The following is a 20,821-nucleotide window of genomic DNA, read 5'->3' on the forward strand; positions in this document are numbered from 1 at the left end:
ACCTTTTATTATAGCCTCATAAAAATTTTTTTGTTTTTTAAATCCTTGTAAAGCTCTATCTTTTTCTTTACTGTATGCATAAAAGATAACTTTCTGCTCCGCGAATTATCAAGCTCAATGGAGTTTTTTATATAATGCAAGACTTCTTTTTCAAAATTCTGAGGTACAGGAATAATTCCCATAAGTCTTTTCATTCTCGCTTTTCTATACTCATTTTTCATGTTTCTTGAAATATCTTCAATTAAAGAAATGACATTTTTTATTTCGCCTTTTATCAGAGCCATATCTATAGATTCTTCCTCTATTTGAGCATCCTCAAGTACTATCTCACTAGTATCATTTAACAAGTTTTCATACTCTGAAAGCGTTTCAATGTCTTCTAATATACCCTCATCTATAATTTCCATAATGTCCAGATCAGAATAATCAATTTCTCCTAATAGTAAATTATACCTATACAATTCAAAATACCAATTAGAAATTACATTATCACAGGTTTTGATATTTTTTTCTATTTCTTTGTAATCTAAAGAACTTTTATTTAATTTAACATAAAAATCTATATACTCACCAATAAAAGGCTCTTTTTTAAATAAAGTTTCAAATTTATTTTCTGACAAAAATACTATCAATAGTCTATTTATAATTTTTAAAACAGAAAAAGAAACCTCTCTTAGACTTTGAATACTTTTTATTAACTCTACACTTTTTTTAAAGTACGCGTCTACTTCTTCCCGAGTCATTTCTTTAAAATCCAGTGACTGTAAGTACTCAATTTTCTTAGCAATAATAGGGAAAAATTCGCCGTAGCCTTCTATTAATTTTCCATAAAAATTTTCCTCTATATCTATTACATTTTCCAAAAAAGCTTCATAATTTGGATAATCCTTCTCCAATCCCTTTGTTAAATATTCATAAAAGCGTTTTTTAGACATAGCAAAAGGAATGCTGGATATTATTTCTTTTATCCTTTCTTCTTTTTCCTCTTCAACCTCATTTATAAAATTAATAACACTTTCGTAAAATTCTTCCTCATCTATCAATTCTTCAGAAAAGAAATCTCTTATTCTATCATTTACCACTTCGTTAACATATCTCGACTCTACGTAATATCCATATAAAACATCTATAGCATTTTCAAAGTACTCTTTATATTTTCTAATCGTCTTTTCCGTGTTCCTTTTCATTTTTTCTTCCATAAGGCTGAAATATGTTGTATTATTTGCTATATTCTTAACAACTTCCAAAATGCTTTGTGTTTCTTTATCCAAATATACCAAAGCATTTGCCACATTCTTTTTCCTAAATAGTACATGGTATAAATACACCGTCTCATTAAAAAGCTCCAAAATACTAATTATTTGTACTATTTCTTTTTGTTTTTTTATTATTCTTTTTAACAACAGAGAAATTTCATTTGGTGTCTTCGAAGTTTTATTGAGTTGTTCCCTCAATTCTCTTACTTCATCTTGTTGCATTGTTACACCTCTCAGTCATTTATCTTTAACATTCGCGACAGGTCTTCTACTAAAGAATACTTTTGTTCTTCCTTAGTTACAGCCACTTGAGTTACAGTGGTGTCAAACAAAAAATTTGTTTTCTCTTCTATATTAGTCAAAATTTCTTTTATTTCAAGCAAAGCATTGTTAAAATCTACCTTTTGCTGTTGGATTTCTACTAGCAATCTATTTACTAATATTTTTAAATTTTCGGCTTGTTTTTCTTTTGATGAAGTATTTTCAATAATCTTGTTCATTCTTTTTTCAAACTCTAATCCAATTTTTTCTATTCTCTCCTCTAATATTTCTTTTTCCTTTTCTAACTGTGAAATTTTATTTTTATAGCTTAAAATTTCTCCTTCTTGCTCTTTTATTTTTTCAGTAAGCCTTTCTATCTCCATTATATTCTTTTTTCCTGCAGAATCAATTTTTCCTGTAATTTTTCAATCTCTTTCAATAGTTTTTTGTTGATTTTTACTGTTTTATCGATAGTCTCTTGCTCATCAATATTTTTTTCTATTTTTTCTTTTTCCCCCTCAATTAAATCTATTAAGTCCTCCAATATTTTTTTATAACTTTCACCTTTTGAAAATAAAAGTACAGAGAAAATAACTTCTGGCTTATAAAAATTCAAAAGTTCTGGTACCTTCTCCTCTATTTTTTCAAAAGCCAAAGGCTGTATCCGCCTCACCAAATCTGCATAATTTTTTTCCCATTCTTTTATAAAGACTTCTCCATCTATATTCCCTTTCAAAATCTCTTCTCTGAGAATTGGAATTATCTTTTTAGGTGGAGAAGCACTCTCTATTAATCGAAAACCAGCCAACTTTTTTTGTAAATTAGTATTTTTTTTGAAAGGTTTTATAAGCACATCATAGGGAAGAGTAGATAAAAAAATATCTATATACTTCTTTTCTGTCACATTTTTAAATTCCAACATATTTTCACCTTCTCACATTTTAATGAGCTTGTCTGTTTTTTTATAGTTCTCTTCAACGATTTTTTGTGCTAAATACCTAATCCTAGCACTATTGCTTTCCATTGCATCACTAAATATTTTTTCATCAATTATATTTTTTAATCCTTTCGCATTTTTGCCTAAAATTTTATAAATCAAATACTGTATTTCTTCCTTTGCAGTGTTTTTTAATTTTTGTATTAATTCTTGTGCTATTTCCTCGTCGAGATTTGTTTCTATTATTTTTAAAGCGTTTATACAAGCATAACCATCATCATTTTTAATAATATACTTTATCCCTTCCGCAATTTGCCTATTTATGTCACTGTTCCTAAGCCCCTTCAATCTTTTAATTTCTTTTATTGCATTTAATAATTCCTCTACAGAAAAACCTGGTTTTACAATATAATAGAATAAATTACTTAGATATTTTATCTCTCCCAACTGAACCAAAGCCGAATAAGCATTAATAGCCAAATAATTATTTTCTAAAAACTGTTTTATCATAGGTTTTGCTTCTAATATTCGCAAATTTGCTAAAGAAGTAATAGCACAAGCCTTTAACTCTAACGATTGATTTTCTTCTTTCAAAATTTCCAACATTATATTTGCACATCTTTCATCTTTCGTATACCCTAACCCAATTACTATATTCATTTTGTTTTCTACGCTAGGATCATAATAAGCCTTAAGTAAATACTCTGTAGCAATGCTCGTCCTCATTTTCCCTAATGTTATCGCAGCTTTTTGACTATATCTCTCCTCATATAGCAACTCTGCAATATTTTCAACTGCCTTTTCCTTTAGATTCGCTATAACATTAGAATATACAATATTCAAGCTGCTATTTTCATTGTCCAAATATTTTTCTATTATCTGCTTTACTGCCTCATCTCCTAGCACAGTAAGCTTTGTTAAAATTCTAAAAGCAAAATTTCTTTCTCTGCTATTAAATCCATTAAGAGAATTAACCATATTCAATATATGAGGAATGCATTTTTTCTCTCCCAATTCTATAAGAGTTTCTGCTGCTATTTCCTTTAAATTATCATTTTCTAAAAGTGTAATTAATTGCTCATAAGCCCTTATTTCTTTTATTTCTCTAAGCGTTTGAATGACAAGTTTAATTTGTTCTTCCCATTCCCATTCTTGCAAAATAGTGATAAGAGCATTGCGGGCCTCTAAGCTGTTATTTGATATATTTTTGAGAATTCTCACCATTCTTTTAAAAATTTCCTCTTGTCTTAAATCCAAAGCTTTTGCACTATATACTATCATCTCAATTGGATTTTGCCCCTCTGATAAAATATTTCTCCCTAATTCAACAATGTCTTTTTCTAAAGAAGCTAGTGCAGATTGGTGAAGAGTAGATAGCAATTGAATTTTTTCTCCAATAAGTTTTGCATTAGTTTCGCTAATATAATATTTAAATAGTTCTCTTTTAAAGTTTTTATCTTTATCCTTCATCCTTTTTGCTCCCAAATATTCCATTCCATCATCCATCACCTCTTTAGAAACATTTATAAAAAAATCTTTATTCTCCAAAAGCAACTCCTTCCAGTCAATGCTCATAGTTTTCACTCTCCTCGCCAATAGCCACTTGAACTCTTTGCTCTGTAGAAGCTACTACCCATGCGCTCAAAGTCAAAATTCTATTTCTATCAAAACTTATTTTTAGAGAAATAGGCGTGCCGGGTTTTATTAACTTTGAAAAATTTAATTGGACGCTTTTTAAACGCTTCATCTTTGGATCCCATAAATTTTTCCCTGAAAATACATCCAAACGCATACCCGTAGCATTAGTTACTCTTAAAATCTTGTCATACTCTCTTTCATAAGGTGCTTTTGTACCTTGTGAAACAATCAAAAAAGGTAACCCATTCTTTATATCAATGTATATGTTGGAAGCCAGAACAGGCTCAATTTTGATATTGTTATTTCCTTTATTCAGTTTTTCGCTTAAATAGTGGTAAATTGCTGCTCCCCGCGCAACCGAAAACATAGGATGTAAACTTATTAAAGCTTTTTTCATAAATAATTTCTCTATGACATTTCGCACAGGCCTATAATTGCTCATGCCTCCTGTCAAAAGTACATCATCTATATCTTGAATCATAAGCCCCGCTTTTTCCAAAGTATCTAAAATAGGGTCTACGACATTATATCCCATGTTTCCTTCTTTAACCAATAGAGGTCTTATACACTCCTCATATTCCTTATTAGATATTTTAAACTTATAAGGTTTCCCTTTTATAAAATTTTCTACAATATTTTCATATATTACTTCTTCTCCCACTGAAATACTAAAAAATTTTCTTGCCTTTTCCATCTCGCAAACCAATCTATTATATACATGCCTTTTTTCATTTTCACTATCAAATAAATCCCCCATTTCCTTCGAACATTTTTCTAAAAGATAAATACTGCCCATTAAATCAAAATTTATTCCTCCTACTAGAGTATGAGAAGAAATGGCTATTTCTTCTACAATGAAGTCCTTATCCGTTATTTGTACTTCTAATATCGAGACATCACAAGTTCCTCCTCCTAAATCGAACACCAACATTTTTCTCGGCCGCGAAAAATCTAAATGTCTTTTGTTTTGTGGCAATTTCTTCTCAGTATTTATAAAATCAAGAAGTGCTGCTGTAGGCTCAGAAATAAAATAAGTATTTTGTTCATCAAATCCTGCCATTTTTGCAGCTTTTTTTGTCGCTCGAATTTGGTCGTGATTAAAAGATGCTGGCACAGTTATAACTACATTTACTACTTCTTCACCAATTTCTCTCTCCAAGCTCTGTTTAGCTTCCTTTAATATTAAAGCTGCCACTTCTTCTGGTGAAAAAAGTTTTCTATCAATTTCCCAAAAATAACCTGACGTTCCTATATAATTTTTACTGTTATAAATAACTCTCTCCGGTTCCTTAACTTTCATAGACTGTGCTATTCTACCCACATACTGATTTCCACTTTTATCTACATATAAACAAGAAGGCAATATTTTATCATAAATGTATTCATAGTCTTCATTAAACTGCCCAATATCTATCACTCGAGGCAGTAATTCTCCCTCTTGCGATATTTCCAAAACTGATGCAACCGTATTCGTAGTACCTAAATCTATTCCTACATATCTTTTCATAAACTCCTCCCTATTGAAGTTCTACTATTTCTCCTTCTTCTGGTGCAAAAACTTTTATTCCTTCAATTCTTTTTAAAATTGTTTCTATATTTATTTCACTCTTACTTTCGTATCCCCTGTGAATTACAAAAACAGCAGATGGAGCCATCTTTATAACTGTTTCTAATAGGTCTACCATATTTGCATGATTTAACATTCCAATTTGATAATTTTTTAAACCTTCAATTTCTCTATTATTAGAATCGAGATTCATAATACAGCCCTTTGAAAAATTTTTTATTTCAGAAGCATATATAAAAGATGCACTTCCCTCTTTTAAGTCATTTGAACTGGCGAGAATCACGCAATTGCCTAGGGCTATTTCCTTTTTTATAAAATCTTTTCTATCAGTGTATAAAGTATTTTCAGCCACATTTAGTATTCCATTTCCATATATGGGCCCAGCAAAATTTTCATATAATTTACTAAAATATGCTATATCTCCATCTACATACACATTAAAAGGAATATATGAAAAAGTTTTTCTAAAAAATAATAATAGGTCTTGCCCTTTACCAATAGCATATACAGGTAAAAGTATTCTCTCTTCATCTTTTAATAGCTTTTCTATCGACTTAAGTATCAATTTATCCTGTAAATACTTATTTTGGACACCAAAGTTATTGCCGTAACCATAAGTAGCTTCAGATATTAAAATATCTACTTTTAAATCGGGAAGAAATCTAAGTCCTTTATTACTTTCCACATCTTTTAATGTAAAATCACCTGTATAAAAAATTTTTATCCCCTCAATCTCAAGATACACAGCTACAGCGCCTAAGATATGCCCTGCAGGAAATAACTTAAGTTTTACTTCTTTATTTTTTATTCTAAAGCTTCTTTCTTCTTCTGTATCAAAACTTATAATCTGGCTGTCAAAATTTATAATCTCCTCTTCTATTTTTATCTCTAATTTTGTATGTCCCCTCAAAAATATTTGCCTCAAAATTTCGTGAGTTGCCCTTGACATTATAATCGGAGAGTTTAAACCTTTTCTTAATAATTCTACAATTCCCCCAAAATGGTCTAAATGAGCATGAGTAATAATTACCAAATCAATATCTTTAATATCTATAGGTAAATTTTTTATAGAATTGTAATATAAGGTTTTATCCTTAATCAAAGCTCCCGCATCTAGTAAAATATTTATTCCCTCATAGGATACCAAATAAGAGCTAGCGCCAATATTATCCCCTCCCCAACAAAAAAATTTAAAGTTATGGATGGAGTTAAAATTTTTTCTGGTTTTATGGTAATACTCATTTATTAATTTCGAATCTTCTGGAAACAAACGATAAAGTTTAAGATTTTGTTTTTCTTCTTCACTAATAAGGCCATATTTTAATTTTAGCCGCAATATATATAAGTCCTGAGGATTTAATTTATAAGCTTTATCTAAGAATTGGTGCCTCTCACCAATCTCCTCATATATTTCAGCTATAAGTCCATATATTTTCGGCAGTAACAATTTATCTTCTACTTTTTTCTCCATATAAAGTAATTCTTCCAAAATTTCTAAAATCCTTCTTTTATTTTTAAAAGAAAGTAACAATAAATAAAATTTTATCCATTGGTCTTCCCCGCTATAATTCATTAATGCTTCAAAAAGATTTTTTGTTTTTAAAGATTCTTCTACCAAATCTAAAAGAATAACACTTTTTATAAACAAAGCTAAATTATGCTTATCAATTTCTAATTCGCTCTTTAGCTCAAAAAAATGCTCTTTTGCTTCTTCAGGAATACCTATATAAATTTCAAGTATTATCTGCCACAACAGCAAATATTCATATAATTTTTTGTCCAATTTCTTTACCAAACTTTTTTGCTGAAAAACATACCAATAAGCATTTATATAATCCTCCTTTTCTACAAATTTTTTTATACTGTTATCGTATACATCATAAATATTTAAAAATGACGTAACTCACCACCTCCCTATGTTTTTATTTTAATACCTTTTGAGTAAAAATTCTACACAAAAAATAAGTCTGGATTTTGTCCAGACTGAAAAACTCTTACAATTTATTAAGTTTTTTTGCTTCTTCTGCCACTGAAAGAACTTTATCAAAATCACTACCTATAGAAGCCTCTACACTAGCTGCAATTGCTCCCTCCACTAAAGGTGCATCAGCAATTTTTACTTTACCTTCATATTCCTCTCCCAGGAGTTCTATCGCCATTTGCGCACTCATTACAGCACTTCCAATATCAACTAAAACTACTACTCCTTCTCCCTCGTCTACTTTTTTAATTTCCTCCATTATCTCTGTAGCATCTGTTCCCAATCTGCCATCTTGTGTCCCGCCAGCTATCCCTATGGGAACTTTTCCACCTGTCATTTGGCTTGCAAGTTCATAAATCCCCTCTACTATTTTTCTTGAGTGAGAGACTAACACTATTCCAACCATTTTTTCCTCCACCATCATGATAAATTGACAACATCAGAAAAAGACTTTATCATCAAATATGCTGATGTTGCCCCTGGATCTAAGTGTCCAATACTTCTTTCTCCTAAGTAACTTGCTCTTCCTTTTCTTGCAGAAATATTCTTAGTGTATTCCATTCCCTCTTTTGCAGCATTAGCTGCTCTATTTAATGCTTCAGGTAATGCAATGTTGTTCTCTAAACTATCTTTTAAAGCTTTATATGCAGGTTCAATAGAATCTATCATAGTCTTGTCTCCTGCTTCGGCTTTTCCTCTTTGTTTGATGCCATCTAAAGCAGCTTCAAAGATTTTAACTATATCCTCTTCAGAAAGTTCATTTTTACCCTGAACTACTTGTCCAGCCCTCATAAAAGCTGTACCATATAAAGGACCAGAAGCTCCTCCCACCGTAGATACAAGAGTCATGCCTATAGTTTTTAATATTGTCCCTATATCAGTAGTTTCAGGCAATGTGGTCAATTTTTGCTTTACGGCATCAAATCCTCTATCTAAATTTATTCCGTGGTCCGCATCACCAATAGCAGCATCCAACTCTGTAAGGTATTCTTTATTTTCTTTTATAACCTCTACAATTTTGTCCACAATTTTTAGGACATCATTTTTTGTGATAACCATCTTCTACCTCCTAAAAATTTATAATTGTTTGAAAGCAGGTGTATCAGCCTTTGCATCTAACAATGTTTTAAGTTCTTCATCTAATTTTAATAATGTTATAGAAAATCCACTCATTTCAAGAGAGGTCATAAATTCTCCTACGTATGTTTTGTAAACTTTGATCTTCTTACTCTCTAAGATTTCTGCTACTTTCCTGTTCGCAACATAAAGTTCCATTAAAGGAGTTGCACCAAGCCCGTTTATCATAACAGCTACTTCGTCATTTTCTTTATAAGGCAGGTCATTTATTATTTTCTCCATTAAATGTTCTACTATTTCATCTGCAGGTTTTATTTTTTCTCTGTGAGTTCCAGGCTCTCCATGTATTCCTATACCAATCTCCATCTCATCTTCTGCAAGAGTAAAGCTGGGTTTCCCTGCTGCTGGAACAGTACAGGGTGTTAGTGCCATTCCCATTGACCTTACATTTGCAATTACTTTCTCAGCTACTCTTTTTACTTCTTGTAAGCTAGCCCCTTCTTGTGCCTTTGCACCAGCAATTTTGTGAACAAAAACAGTTCCAGCAATGCCACGCCTTCCCTGCGTCCAAGTGCTATTTTCTACTGCAACATCATCGTTCACTATCACTTCATCTACTTCTATTCCCTCCATCTGTGCCATTTCTCTAGCCATTTCAAAATTCATTACGTCACCTGTGTAATTTTTAATAATCAATAATACTCCTTTTCCTCCATCCACTGCCTTAATCGCTTCATAAATTTGGTCAGGTGTAGGTGAAGTAAAGACAGCACCAGGGCAAGCCGCATCTAACATTCCATAGCCCACATATCCTGCATGAGCAGGCTCATGGCCACTGCCACCACCACTTACAAGTCCAACTTTTCCTTCTACAGGTGCGTCTTTTCTGACAATTACATCTATGTTGTCAAGTTTTCTCAGGTAAGATGGGTGAGCAGCCAATAATCCCCCTATCATTTCTTTCACGACATCATTAGGATTATTAATCAACTTTTTCATTGTTTACCTCCTCCTAATTTACTTTTGTTAGTTTTTAAATGCAATTTATATGCCAAATAAATTGTAGCAAATAGGCAATAAAAAAATAGCCTCAAAAGGCTATTTTGGTAAAAAGTATCAACCATTCATTTCTATTGGTATTATCTATCAACAAGTCCGTATTTCCTCGCCTTTGCAGCGATAGTCTTGTGGGTAAGTCCTAAAACTTTTCCTGCTTTATTAAAGCTTTTATATCTTTGTAGTGCGGCTTTTATTATTTTGTACTCATATTCTTCCATTGTAAGTAACTCGCTATTTTCTCCAAGATAAATAATGTCATCATCTGATATAGTGGTAGTTTCATTTCGAATATATTGGGGCAAATCTTCATAATCGATGTAATCAGTATCACTCAATGTTATACACCTTTCAATTATATTTTCTAATTCTCGTATATTCCCAGGCCAATCATAATATATCAATGCTTGCATAGCTTTTTTGGTAACCTTTTTTACATTTTTGTTTAATTTTTTGTTAAGTTTATCAATAAAATGTTCCACAAGTAGAGGAATATCTCCTCTTCTTTCCCTTAAAGGAGGTAAAATCACAGGTATAACGTTTAATCTATAGTATAAATCTTCTCTAAAAGTACCATCTTTTATTGCTTTTTCTAAATCTTTATTTGTCGCAGCGATTATCCTCACATCTACTTTTATAGTTTTTATTCCTCCTACTCTTTCAAATTCCTTTTCTTGAATCACCCTTAAAAGCTTTACCTGAATCTCAGGTGGAATATCTCCTATTTCATCAAGAAAAATCGTTCCTCCATCGGCTAATTCAAATTTTCCTATCTTTTGAGTTACCGCTCCAGTAAAAGCTCCCCTTTCATGTCCAAAAAGTTCACTCTCCAATAGAGTCACAGGAATAGCCGCACAATTTACCCTTATAAATGGCTTATCCTTTCTCTTACTGGCGTAATGTATCGCATTAGCCACCAGCTCTTTTCCCGTTCCGCTTTCTCCTCTTATGAGGACTGTTGAATCAGTTTCCGCCGCTTTGGAAGCAATAGTAAGAGCGTCTTTTAATTTTCCGCTATTGCCTATTATTATGTCAAAAGCTTTGTCAAGTTTTCTATTTCTTTTCAGCTCATTTTCCAAATATTCTATTTGAGGGAAGTCATAAAATACTATAACAGCTCCTTCTATCTTTGTACCTGTATAAATAGGTGTTATATTTGTTAACACCACATTTGTATTTATTTTTAGTTTTTTATTCATCTCTTCTTTGCCTATTTTCAAAACATCAGCAATTTTTATATCCGGTATCACTTCTTGTATTTTTTTCCCTATAGCCTGGTCCATATTAATCCCTGTAATACTTTCAGCTGCTTTGTTAAAAATCATTATTGCTCCATTGTCATCAGTAACTATAAGTCCTGAGCCAATGGAATTAAATATTTTCTCATAGGCTATTGAGGTATTTTTTAAAAGTTCATAAGTAGTTTTTTCTTCCTTTTCTTTCCCTAACTCGTTGTAAAAAAAGCCTTTAAACTCTTTTATAGCATTGTCCACATTGGCTCCTTCTACTACGACTTCTATTTCTTCACCGCGAGAAGCAAAAAAAAGTCGCCATTGACAGCATACTGTTAGCAGGAATCAACCTATTGTCATTTATCTTCCTTAAAAATATGCTTACATTGTTTTGTCTGCTTATGTGACTAACCTTTTGAACAATATGGGCAGCAATCTGAGAATGGATACTCACAGGAGTTCTTAATATTTCCCTTCTTCCCTCCATTTTATCACCACACAAAAACTTATTTTACATAAAGGTTTCTTGTAGCAATTATGTCAACTCCCGTACCTAAAATGCTCTTCACAACTACATCTCCTATTTTTACAGGAGCTTTAACCTCTACCTTGGCCAATTCAAGCATTATTTCTTGTATCTTTTCTTTTGGAACAGGCTCTTTTGTCCTAACTGATAAGAGTGGAAGATGTCCCCCTACCGCTCTCACACTTGTCGTAATAGTCCTTTTAGGCATAATAACTTCATTTTTAGCATATTCTAATCCTCTAGAACAAGAATATCCTTTTACGCTTTTTATCTCCCCTCCTTCCATTTCAACTTGTATCCTACAGCCCAACGGGCAAACTATACATGTAATTTCTTTTAATTCCATTTTATCCCTCCTCAACTAAAAAGACAATGCCTTCTTTAGGATTTGCATTTTTTAGTATGTCTTTACTTAAATTTACATCAATCATTTCACCAGGAGTTAAGCGCTGCCTTTTTTGTCTTAGTAAATATTTATCTCCTGATTTTACTGCTAATGTAGCATTGTTATAAACGTTAACAGGTCTCATTCTGAATTTTATCCTTTTTTCTAAGTTATCTACATTTATCTTTTGCGGAACAACATAACGTATGCCATTACCAGCTTTTACGGCAATATTGCTTTTTCCAAATTCACCTTCTCGAATAAATCGTATTGCTGAATTAGCTGCCAATCTCGCTTCTGCAGTAACATTGTCAACTAAGTCGTGAACTTGAAGGACATTTCCGCAGGCGAAAATTCCAGGTATATTGGTCTCTAACATTTCATTTACAATAGGTCCTCCTGTGACAGGGTCTAGCTCTACACCAGCTTGTTTTGAAAGTTCATTCTCCGGTATTAACCCCACAGATAATATTAATGTATCGCAACTTATATACTGTGCAGTATCCATAATTGGCTCTCTATTTTCATCAACTTTGGCAATTGTAACCCCTTCTACTCTGTCCTTGCCGTGAATTTCGATGACAGTATGACTTAATAAAAGTGGAATATTAAAATCTTCTAAGCACTGAACAATATTTCTTGTAAGTCCACTAGAGTAAGGCATGAGTTCTACAACTGCTTTGACTTTTGCTCCTTCTAATGTAAGCCTCCTCGCCATAATAAGCCCAACATCACCAGAACCTAATATGACTATTTCTTTTCCAGGGAGATAGCCTTCCATATTTACATACCTTTGAGCAGTACCCGCAGTTAAAATACCTGCTGGGCGAGTACCAGGTATCATAATAGCGCCCCTTGGCCTTTCTCTGCATCCCATAGCCAAAATTATAGCTCCAGCTTTTATTTGAAACACACCATCTCTAGAGTTAACTGCTTTTACTATTCTCTCAGGAGTTATTTCCAAAACCATAGTTTCCAGCATCACATTTATGCCATATTCTTCTACTTTGTCAATAAATCTTTGTGCATATTCTGGACCTGTCAATTCTTCTTTAAATTCTTGAAGTCCAAATCCATTGTGTATGCACTGTTGTAAAATACCCCCGAGGTATTTATCTCTTTCAATTATGACTATATTTTTTACACCCTTTTCATAGGCTTCTACAGCAGCACCTAACCCTGCAGGGCCACCGCCTATTATGACTATATCGTAATTAAGCATTTTTATACACCTCTTTCTTTAAAACCTCTGCCGCTTTTTCTAATAAAAATTTTTTTGTCTCTGCAGCTAAAATATTTGAATTTCTTCCATGCTTTGTAACCTCAAGAGGAGAAATATTAAGTTCTCTTGCTAATATTTCAACAACTCTTGGCCCGCAAAAACTTCCCTGACATCTCCCCATTCCAGCTCTTACACGCCTTTTAACACCATCTAAAGATTTTGCACCTACAGGTCTTCTTATCGCATCTATTATCTCTCCTTCTGTCACTGTCTCACATCTGCATATTATTCTTCCATATGCAGGGTTTTCTTTTATAAGTTTGTTTCTCTCTTCGTCTGAAAGTTCAGTAAATCTTATAACTGGTTTTCTTTTTGGATTAAAATCTACTTTTTCAATCAACTTAAGTCCGGCATCTTTAAGTATATCCCGTATCATTTCAGCAATAGCAGGTGCTGCAGTAAAACCAGGAGATTCTATTCCAGCAGCATTTATAAATCCTTTCACATCAGATTCTCCAATTATAAAGTCTTTGTCTTCTGTATCAGGAGTCGCTCTAAGTCCTGTAAACTGAGTAATAGTCTTTCTGACATCAAATTTATCCACACTTCTTTTTGCAACTGTAATTGCTTTATTGAGCCCTTCTCTGGTAGTTGCTTTAAATTCTTTATCTTGTATGTCTTCTGAAGTAGGTCCAATAAGTAGATTTCCATCAACTGTAGGAGAAACTAGTATTCCTTTACCCATTTTAGTTGGAACCTGGAATATTACTGTCCTTGCAAGATATCCTTGGTCTTTATCTAATATCAAATATTCTCCTTTTCTAGGATGCACAGAAAATGGCTTCGCCCCTACCATGTTATTTATGACATCTGAATAAAGTCCTGCAGCATTGACAACATATTTACTGTAAAATTCTTCTTTGTGAGTTTTTACTATAAAGAAGTCACCATTTTTTTTGACATCAATTACTTCTGAATTAAAAACAAATTCTGCTCCATTTTGTGCAGCATTTTCTGCCACTGCAATAGTATATCCATAAGGACATATTATTCCTGCTGTTTTGGCATACAAAGCAGCAACTACAGCGTCATTTATGTGTGGTTCTATCTCTTTGACCATATCTTTTGTAATGAGAGACAACCCTTTGACACCATTTTTTATTCCTCTATCAAACAATTCATAGAGCTCTTTTACCTCTTCTTCAGAAAAAGCCACAACTAAAGAACCTGTTCTCTTTATTGGAACATCCAAATCTTTACACAACTCATCGTACATTTCATTTCCTCTGACATTCAGCATAGCTTTTAAAGTACCAGGTACAGGGTCATAACCCGCATGTAGTATTGCACTATTAGCTTTAGAAGCTCCTTCCGAAGCCACATCTTCACCTTTTTCTACAACTAATATTTTTAATTTGTATTTTGAAAGTTCTCTCGCAATTGAACATCCAACCACTCCAGCACCTATTATCAAAACATCGTACATTTCTTTCATAGTCATAAAACCTCCTTAAAAGATAAAAAAACCATATATAACCGACCCTGTCGGCTATATATGGTTCTCCAAATCTCCACCATACTCATATTTATTTTTTCTTCTCTTTAATAAATATATTCTACAAACATCTTAAAATTCCTGCTACTTTTTATCAATTTTTTATTTTATTCTTCAGCCCATTTCATAGCCCTTTCTACAGCCTTTTTCCAACCTTTATACAATTTTTCTCTCTTTTCATTATCCATAGCTGGTTCAAAATGTTTATCAACATTCCAATTCTTCTCTATTTCTTCTTTGCTGTTCCAGAATCCTACTGCCAATCCCGCAAGATAAGAAGCGCCAAGAGCAGTAGTTTCAATTACTTGAGGCCTGTCAACTGGAACACCTAAAATGTCAGATTGGAATTGCATCAAGAAGTTATTAGCACTTGCTCCACCGTCAACTTTTAAAGCTTGTAATTTGATTCCTGAATCCTCTTGCATAGCCTCTAATACATCTCTTGTCTGATAAGCAATAGACTCAAGTGTTGCCCTTATTATATGTTCTCTCTTTGCGCCTCTTGTAAGTCCTACAATAGTGCCTCTCGCATACATATCCCAATAAGGGGCTCCTAATCCTACAAAAGCAGGAACAACATATACACCATTTGTGTCTTCAACTTTCAACGCATATTCCTCACTTTGAGGTGAATTGTCAATTATTCTAAGCTCGTCTCTCAGCCACTGTATCGCAGCACCTGCTATAAATATACTACCCTCTAAGGCATATTCTACTTTGCCATCAATTCCCCAAGCGATTGTAGTGAGAAGTCCAGTATTGGAAGGTACAGCCTTTTCACCAGTATTCATGAGCATAAAGCAGCCTGTTCCATAGGTGTTTTTTGCCATCCCAGGTTTGAAACAGGCTTGACCAAACAAAGCTGCCTGCTGGTCTCCCGCATCTCCGGCAATAGGTATCTCTACTCCAAATATACTTTTATCAGTATAGCCATATACATAACTGGAAGGCTTAACTTCCGGAAGCATTTGCTCTGGTATGTTAAGTTCAGCCAATATCTCTTTATCCCATTTAAGCTCATGTATATTAAAAAGCATCGTCCTTGAAGCATTGGAATAGTCAGTTACGTGTACATTACCCCTTGTCAAATTCCAAATAAGCCAGGTATCAATATTTCCAAAAAGCAATTCTCCTTTTTCTGCTTTTTCACGGGCCCCTTCTACATTATCCAAAATCCATTTTACTTTAGTTCCTGAAAAATATGCATCTACTACAAGTCCTGTCTTTTCTCTAATTTTCTTGTCAAAACCCTTGTTTTTTAGTTCATCGCATATAGGAGCTGTTCTTCTGCATTGCCACACTATTGCATTGTAAATAGGTTTTCCTGTATTTTTATCCCATACAACAGTTGTCTCTCTCTGATTTGTAATGCCAATAGCTGCAATATCCTCCGGATTAATACCCGCTTTTTCTATAACACCTTTTGCAACTTCTATTTGGGATTCCCATATTTCCATTGGGTCATGTTCTACCCACCCAGGCTTAGGGTAAATTTGTTTAAATTCCTTATTCAATGCGGCAACAATTTTGCCGCTATGGTCAAAAATTATTGCACGGGAACTTGTTGTCCCTTGGTCGAAAGCCATAATGTACTTTGCCATCTTTTTTCCTCCTTACAATTTTTATAATATCATATCGGCGAGAGATAAATTCTCGCCGATTTAAACTCTTTAAACTTTTGTATTAGTGTATACTCATAATAAGCTGGTAAACTACAGCTCCAAGTATTCCTCCAACTATTGGCCCAAATATTGGAACTATCAAACCATATCCCCAATCAGAATCTCCTTTCCCTGGGATAGGAAGAATAGCATGAGCAAGCCTTGGTCCAAAGTCTCTTGCTGGATTAATTGCATAACCTGTAGGTCCACCTAAGCTTAACCCTATTGCCCAAATAAGTAAACCAATTAGAAGCGGTCCTAGTCCTCCAACTAATTGATTGTTGCCATTTGTTATACCTAGTATTCCTATTAAAAGCATGGCAGTACCAAATGCCTCAGTTATAAAATTCTTGCTTAAATTTCTTATAGCTGGAATTGTTGAGAAAACTCCCAATTTGCTATCAGGATCATCTGTTGCAGCAAAATGATCCATGTACATCAAATAAACAATTATGGCTCCCACAAAAGCTCCTAAAACTTGTGCTATAATATAGCCTGGCACTAAACTCCATGAAAACTTGCCTATCGTTGCTAAACCAATAGTCACAGCCGGATTTAAATGAGCACCACTTATCCATCCAACTACATAAACAGCCACCATTACTGCAAATCCCCATCCTGCAGTGATTACAATCCAGCCACTGTTTTGACCCTTAGATTTATTTAAGACAACGTTTGCAACAACGCCATCACCTAACCATATAAGTATCATCGTACCAAAAAATTCAGCAACATATTTTGCAAGGTCACTCATAAAATATCCCTCCATGATTCCAAAATTTATTAAGTTTTATTTTTTAAAACTCAATTTTTATGTCTCTCGCCCTCCTTTCACTCAATAAACCACAGATTTTTTTCACTCGTTGATACGGCAATAGCTCCAGATTTAAGTGCATTTATAACTTCTTCTTTTGTCTTGACTAAACCTCCTGCGATGACTGGTTGATGCACATCTACCGATATTTCACTTATCACTGAGGGAATTATCCCAGGCATTACTTCTATTGCATCTGGAACTATTTGTTTTGCTGAAGCAAACCCTGTTTTTAATGCCTGGGAATCTAAAATGAAAAGTCTCTGGATGCAGAAAAGATCAAATTGTTTAGCGTGTATCAAAATATTATTGCGGGTAGAGATTATACCATGGGGCTTTATTTTTTCAGCCAAATACTCTACTGCTTTGTTGTCCTTTCCTAAACCTTCAAGCAAATCAAAATGCACAAAAACAATTTTATCATGTCTTTTGACCTCTTGAACTATTTCAGAAATGTTCATTATGTCACCAGTAAGTAAAAATATCACCTGTGCATTTGAAGAAAGAGCCGTATTTAAATCTTTTGCCTCTCGCACTGCAGCTATTATCGGGAAGTCTCTCATTGCATCCAGAATCTTTTCTCTCATTTTTATACCCCCATCTTTTCTTTATGCAAGTAATATGCCAAAAAATAAACCTGAAAAATACATATAAAAAAATACCCCTTTGATACAAAATATCAAAGGTTATTATTCCTGTATGATAATTAGTACCAAACTGTTATTTAATTAACATTCTCTTTGCATCTTGATTTTTTATTGCCATAAAAAATCCTATAGCCGAAATTCCCAAGTAAACATAATAAGTAAAAAACCTCCACATGCCCACAAAAATTCCTAATTTACTGGGAGGAAGTATATTTGAAAAAATTGTTGCAAAACCTATTTCTACTACACCAGAACCACTTGGAATAAAACTATACGCCAAAATGTCATAAAATATGAGTTGTCTTCCAATTACTGCTAACAAATTAAAAGGTACATTCATAGCTAATAATAAAACTGGAGCAATGCTGTAAAAAAGCAACCAATAAGCTACTGCATAAAATAATTGAGAAAAAAACAGCTTATAACTGGAAGGCCCTATAAAAAGGTCATTAAAATTTTTATGATAAAGTATGATTTCTTCTTTTATTTTTTCAAAATACTTTTCCAGTTTAGGCTTTTTAAAAAACGAGATATTGCTTATTTTATTAACAATCTCAATGACAAAGCGGGGTTTTAATATGATATAAATTAATATAAATAACAAAAACATCAAAAATATACTTACTAACACTGCAAAATAAGAAAGAACAGTTCCTAATTCTAATTGATTTCTAAAAAAAATAAGTAATATAGGAGGCACAGTCCCAAAAAAAATCCCTGAGAACAGAAGCTTGGCAGTAAAAATCATTAAGCTTTTATTTGGTGAAACTCCTTTTTTACTAAGTAAATATACAATGAGAGGTAAAGCTCCTGAGCCAAAAGGTGTTATGTAGCTTATAAAAAAAGTCGCAAGGTTAAATTTAAAAAGATAATCAAAAGGCAAGTTTTCTCCTAATTCTCTCAATAAATCCCTTATTCGCAAAGTATCCACTATCAAGCTCAATATTATCAAGCCAAAAATCGCCCCAAGATAAAAAAGGGGTATGTGAAAAGCCATTTCAATTTCTTTAACGCCTGTAATTTTTAACAAGACTAAAATTGAACCAATGCTTAAAAGTAATGCAAAAGCCATCATATATAAATTTTTCTTCTCAAGAATTGTCCCCAAAATAATTCCCCCAATTTTGCCTTTACGATGTAGAAAAACCTACATCACAAAGGCTTTATTTTACATTTTTCATGGTATATCATCTAGGGTTTTAAATTCATATCCCTCGGCTTTAATACTTTTAATTATTCGATCAAGAGCTAAAGCATTGTCTTTTGAAACAGCATGTAAAAGTATGACAGCTCCCGGGTGAAGCCTTTTCATAACAGTATTATAGCTTTCCTCTGGTCCTCCAGGAAGTGGCTGCCAATCAGCCATCGCTAAACTCCAAAAAACTGTTCTATAACCTAACGATTTTGTAAGATACAAGGTTCTCTCACTATACTCACCTTTTGGCGGTCTAAAATACTTCATCTTTTTCCCTGTCAGCTCTTCAAACATATCTCCTAACTTAGTTATTTCCTCTTTTACTTTTTCATCAGATAAGGTAGGTAAGCTTGGATGATTCACTGTGTGATTCCCAACTATATGCCCTTCCTCCACCATCCTTTTAACTAAATCAGCCTGTTCTTTTACATAGGGCCCAGTTACAAAAAAAGCAGCTTTTACATTGTTTTCTTTGAGTATATCTAATATTTTAGGTGTATAACCATTTTCATATCCTTCGTCAAAAGTCAAATAAACTACCTTTTTTGTCGTATCTCCTACAAAAATCGCATCGTATTTTTTTATAAGCTCCATTGCCAAAGGGGTAATTTCTGGAGTTTGATGATTTGGCAACACCCTTAGTCCCCAGCTATACAAAGTGTTATCCAGATTTTCTGTATTGGTATAAACAGCATCGTTGGCCGTATTAGATATTTTTTCTTTAGGTTTTTCCAAAGGCTTTTGTAAAGCTTCATTTTGCATTTTTTGTTCTTCTGCCCTTGTAATGTATTTTTTTGCTATTCCACAAGAGGTAATCGAAAAACACAACAAAATTCCCATTAAGATATAGAATACTTTTCTTACCATGGTCATACCTCATTTCAATTTTTCTATATTCCGTTTTTATTTTTTCTCTATATAAACATAATATTCTGTTTTTATTTGGAAGTATTTTTGTATATTTCACATACAGTATCTCTACAAAGGCAGAATCTACACAAGGCAAAAGAAGAATTTACTTCAGGAGAATAATCTCCTTCTTGCATTTTTTCCATTTGCTTTAATATATTAAAAAGTTCTTTTCTTAAGTGTCGCCTATTATAAACCTCAAACATAGTATTCCTATAAACTATTCGCCCTCTTTTTACTCTTTTTTGGTATACATCTTCTATTATCAAAAAATATGCAACTAACTGCATAACATCTTTATAATAAGGTGAATCCTCTGCTTCACTGCTCTTTAGTTCTATTGGTATCAATTCTTCTCCTAATCGGTAAATATAATCCGGTTTTCCAGATAAGCCATATTTATGTGATTTTAATAATTTTCCATATACTACTCCTTTTTCCTTTACCTCTTGTGGCTTATCTATGTATATTATTTTACCTCCTCGAAATCCTATGCTTCTTCTCATTTTTTTATAAAAAGACCTCTGTTCGATAACTGATTGAATAAGCAAATATATAGTAAAAAATAAAAAAATTATATTGAGAATCATTTTAAAACCCTCATAATCGCAATTATTAATAAAATAGCTATAATTCCAAAAATAATCGCATATTTTTTATATCGCAATTTTACAATATCCTTGTAATATTTTTCATGATATTCTATCCCTTTCTTAAAGTTACTAAATTGCAAATCTTGCTCTTTTGGATCTCTCAAACTATTGATATACTCTATTCCATATTTTTTTATATAATACCACTGATAGGGGCAATAAAGAAATTGATTTATCTCTGTGGCAGATATATACTTATCCTCTTTTTTCATAATATAACACCTTTAAAAACAATATTTTTACAGACTT

At 32.8% G+C, this 20,821-nt stretch carries 19 protein-coding genes and 1 pseudogene; all 20 read right to left on the reverse strand.

Going from position 1 to position 20,821, the window contains the following annotated elements; translation table 11 throughout:
* Positions 1–8 precede the first annotated feature (8 nt).
* The 20 genes and pseudogenes from THEWI_RS09930 to THEWI_RS10020 all read right to left on the reverse strand — a co-directional run bounded on the left by THEWI_RS09930 (position 9) and on the right by THEWI_RS10020 (position 20,784).
* A complete protein-coding gene (locus tag THEWI_RS09930; RefSeq protein WP_014063312.1) occupies positions 9–1,478 on the reverse strand; it encodes a hypothetical protein in 1,470 nt (489 codons plus the stop codon).
* 11 nt (positions 1,479–1,489) lie between these two features.
* Positions 1,490–1,900, reverse strand: coding sequence for a hypothetical protein (locus THEWI_RS15015; RefSeq protein WP_244262213.1), 411 nt, complete (start codon positions 1,898–1,900; stop codon positions 1,490–1,492).
* Complete coding sequence (locus THEWI_RS15020) at positions 1,900–2,439, reverse strand: hypothetical protein (RefSeq protein ID WP_244262214.1); 540 nt, start codon at positions 2,437–2,439, stop codon at positions 1,900–1,902. Before THEWI_RS15020 ends, THEWI_RS15015 begins: the two co-directional genes overlap by 1 nt.
* A 12-nt stretch (positions 2,440–2,451) precedes the next feature.
* Positions 2,452–4,029 carry a HEAT repeat domain-containing protein gene (locus THEWI_RS09940; RefSeq protein WP_014063314.1) on the reverse strand — a complete coding sequence of 526 codons (1,578 nt, stop codon included), beginning with the start codon at positions 4,027–4,029 and terminating at the stop codon, positions 2,452–2,454.
* On the reverse strand, positions 4,019–5,599 hold the full coding sequence (locus tag THEWI_RS09945; RefSeq protein ID WP_014063315.1) for an Hsp70 family protein: 1,581 nt from the start codon (positions 5,597–5,599) through the stop codon (positions 4,019–4,021). Before THEWI_RS09945 ends, THEWI_RS09940 begins: the two co-directional genes overlap by 11 nt.
* Before the next feature lie 10 nt (positions 5,600–5,609).
* A complete protein-coding gene (locus tag THEWI_RS09950) occupies positions 5,610–7,454 on the reverse strand; it encodes an MBL fold metallo-hydrolase (RefSeq protein ID WP_014063316.1) in 1,845 nt (614 codons plus the stop codon).
* A gap of 199 nt (positions 7,455–7,653) precedes the next feature.
* Positions 7,654–8,046 carry a dihydroxyacetone kinase phosphoryl donor subunit DhaM gene (dhaM, locus tag THEWI_RS09955; RefSeq protein WP_014063317.1) on the reverse strand — a complete coding sequence of 131 codons (393 nt, stop codon included), beginning with the start codon at positions 8,044–8,046 and terminating at the stop codon, positions 7,654–7,656.
* A gap of 14 nt (positions 8,047–8,060) precedes the next feature.
* Positions 8,061–8,699 carry a dihydroxyacetone kinase subunit DhaL gene (gene dhaL / locus THEWI_RS09960; RefSeq protein ID WP_004400542.1) on the reverse strand — a complete coding sequence of 213 codons (639 nt, stop codon included), beginning with the start codon at positions 8,697–8,699 and terminating at the stop codon, positions 8,061–8,063.
* 18 nt (positions 8,700–8,717) lie between these two features.
* On the reverse strand, positions 8,718–9,716 hold the full coding sequence (dhaK, locus tag THEWI_RS09965) for a dihydroxyacetone kinase subunit DhaK (RefSeq protein ID WP_014063318.1): 999 nt from the start codon (positions 9,714–9,716) through the stop codon (positions 8,718–8,720).
* Between the two features lie 140 nt (positions 9,717–9,856).
* Positions 9,857–11,492: pseudogene (locus THEWI_RS09970) on the reverse strand (sigma 54-interacting transcriptional regulator).
* A 19-nt stretch (positions 11,493–11,511) separates the two neighbouring features.
* A complete protein-coding gene (locus tag THEWI_RS09975; RefSeq protein WP_014063320.1) occupies positions 11,512–11,877 on the reverse strand; it encodes a DUF1667 domain-containing protein in 366 nt (121 codons plus the stop codon).
* A 1-nt stretch (position 11,878) separates the two neighbouring features.
* Positions 11,879–13,138 carry an NAD(P)/FAD-dependent oxidoreductase gene (locus THEWI_RS09980; RefSeq protein WP_014063321.1) on the reverse strand — a complete coding sequence of 420 codons (1,260 nt, stop codon included), beginning with the start codon at positions 13,136–13,138 and terminating at the stop codon, positions 11,879–11,881.
* Positions 13,131–14,633, reverse strand: a complete 1,503-nt coding sequence (locus THEWI_RS09985; protein WP_014063322.1) for an NAD(P)/FAD-dependent oxidoreductase — start codon at positions 14,631–14,633, stop codon at positions 13,131–13,133. Before THEWI_RS09985 ends, THEWI_RS09980 begins: the two co-directional genes overlap by 8 nt.
* 167 nt (positions 14,634–14,800) lie before the next feature.
* Positions 14,801–16,294: a glycerol kinase GlpK gene (glpK, locus tag THEWI_RS09990; protein ID WP_014063323.1), complete on the reverse strand. Its 1,494-nt coding sequence runs from the start codon at positions 16,292–16,294 to the stop codon at positions 14,801–14,803.
* Positions 16,295–16,376: 82 nt separating this feature from the next.
* The gene (locus THEWI_RS09995; protein ID WP_014063324.1) at positions 16,377–17,108 is read right to left on the reverse strand and encodes an MIP/aquaporin family protein; all 732 of its coding nucleotides are present in this window, start codon (positions 17,106–17,108) and stop codon (positions 16,377–16,379) included.
* Between the two features lie 77 nt (positions 17,109–17,185).
* Positions 17,186–17,755, reverse strand: a complete 570-nt coding sequence (locus tag THEWI_RS10000) for a glycerol-3-phosphate responsive antiterminator (protein WP_003871376.1) — start codon at positions 17,753–17,755, stop codon at positions 17,186–17,188.
* Positions 17,756–17,888: 133 nt separating this feature from the next.
* Positions 17,889–18,923: a lysylphosphatidylglycerol synthase transmembrane domain-containing protein gene (locus THEWI_RS10005; protein ID WP_014063325.1), complete on the reverse strand. Its 1,035-nt coding sequence runs from the start codon at positions 18,921–18,923 to the stop codon at positions 17,889–17,891.
* A gap of 69 nt (positions 18,924–18,992) precedes the next feature.
* Entirely contained in the window at positions 18,993–19,877 is an 885-nt protein-coding gene (gene pdaA / locus THEWI_RS10010) for a delta-lactam-biosynthetic de-N-acetylase (protein WP_014063326.1), read from the reverse strand.
* Between the two features lie 71 nt (positions 19,878–19,948).
* Positions 19,949–20,509, reverse strand: coding sequence for a CRISPR-associated protein Cas4 (gene cas4 / locus THEWI_RS10015; protein WP_014063327.1), 561 nt, complete (start codon positions 20,507–20,509; stop codon positions 19,949–19,951).
* On the reverse strand, positions 20,506–20,784 hold the full coding sequence (locus THEWI_RS10020; protein WP_014063328.1) for a hypothetical protein: 279 nt from the start codon (positions 20,782–20,784) through the stop codon (positions 20,506–20,508). Before THEWI_RS10020 ends, cas4 begins: the two co-directional genes overlap by 4 nt.
* Positions 20,785–20,821 lie beyond the last annotated feature (37 nt).

The organism is Thermoanaerobacter wiegelii Rt8.B1, assembly GCF_000147695.2.
Lineage (GTDB): Bacteria > Bacillota > Thermoanaerobacteria > Thermoanaerobacterales > Thermoanaerobacteraceae > Thermoanaerobacter > Thermoanaerobacter ethanolicus.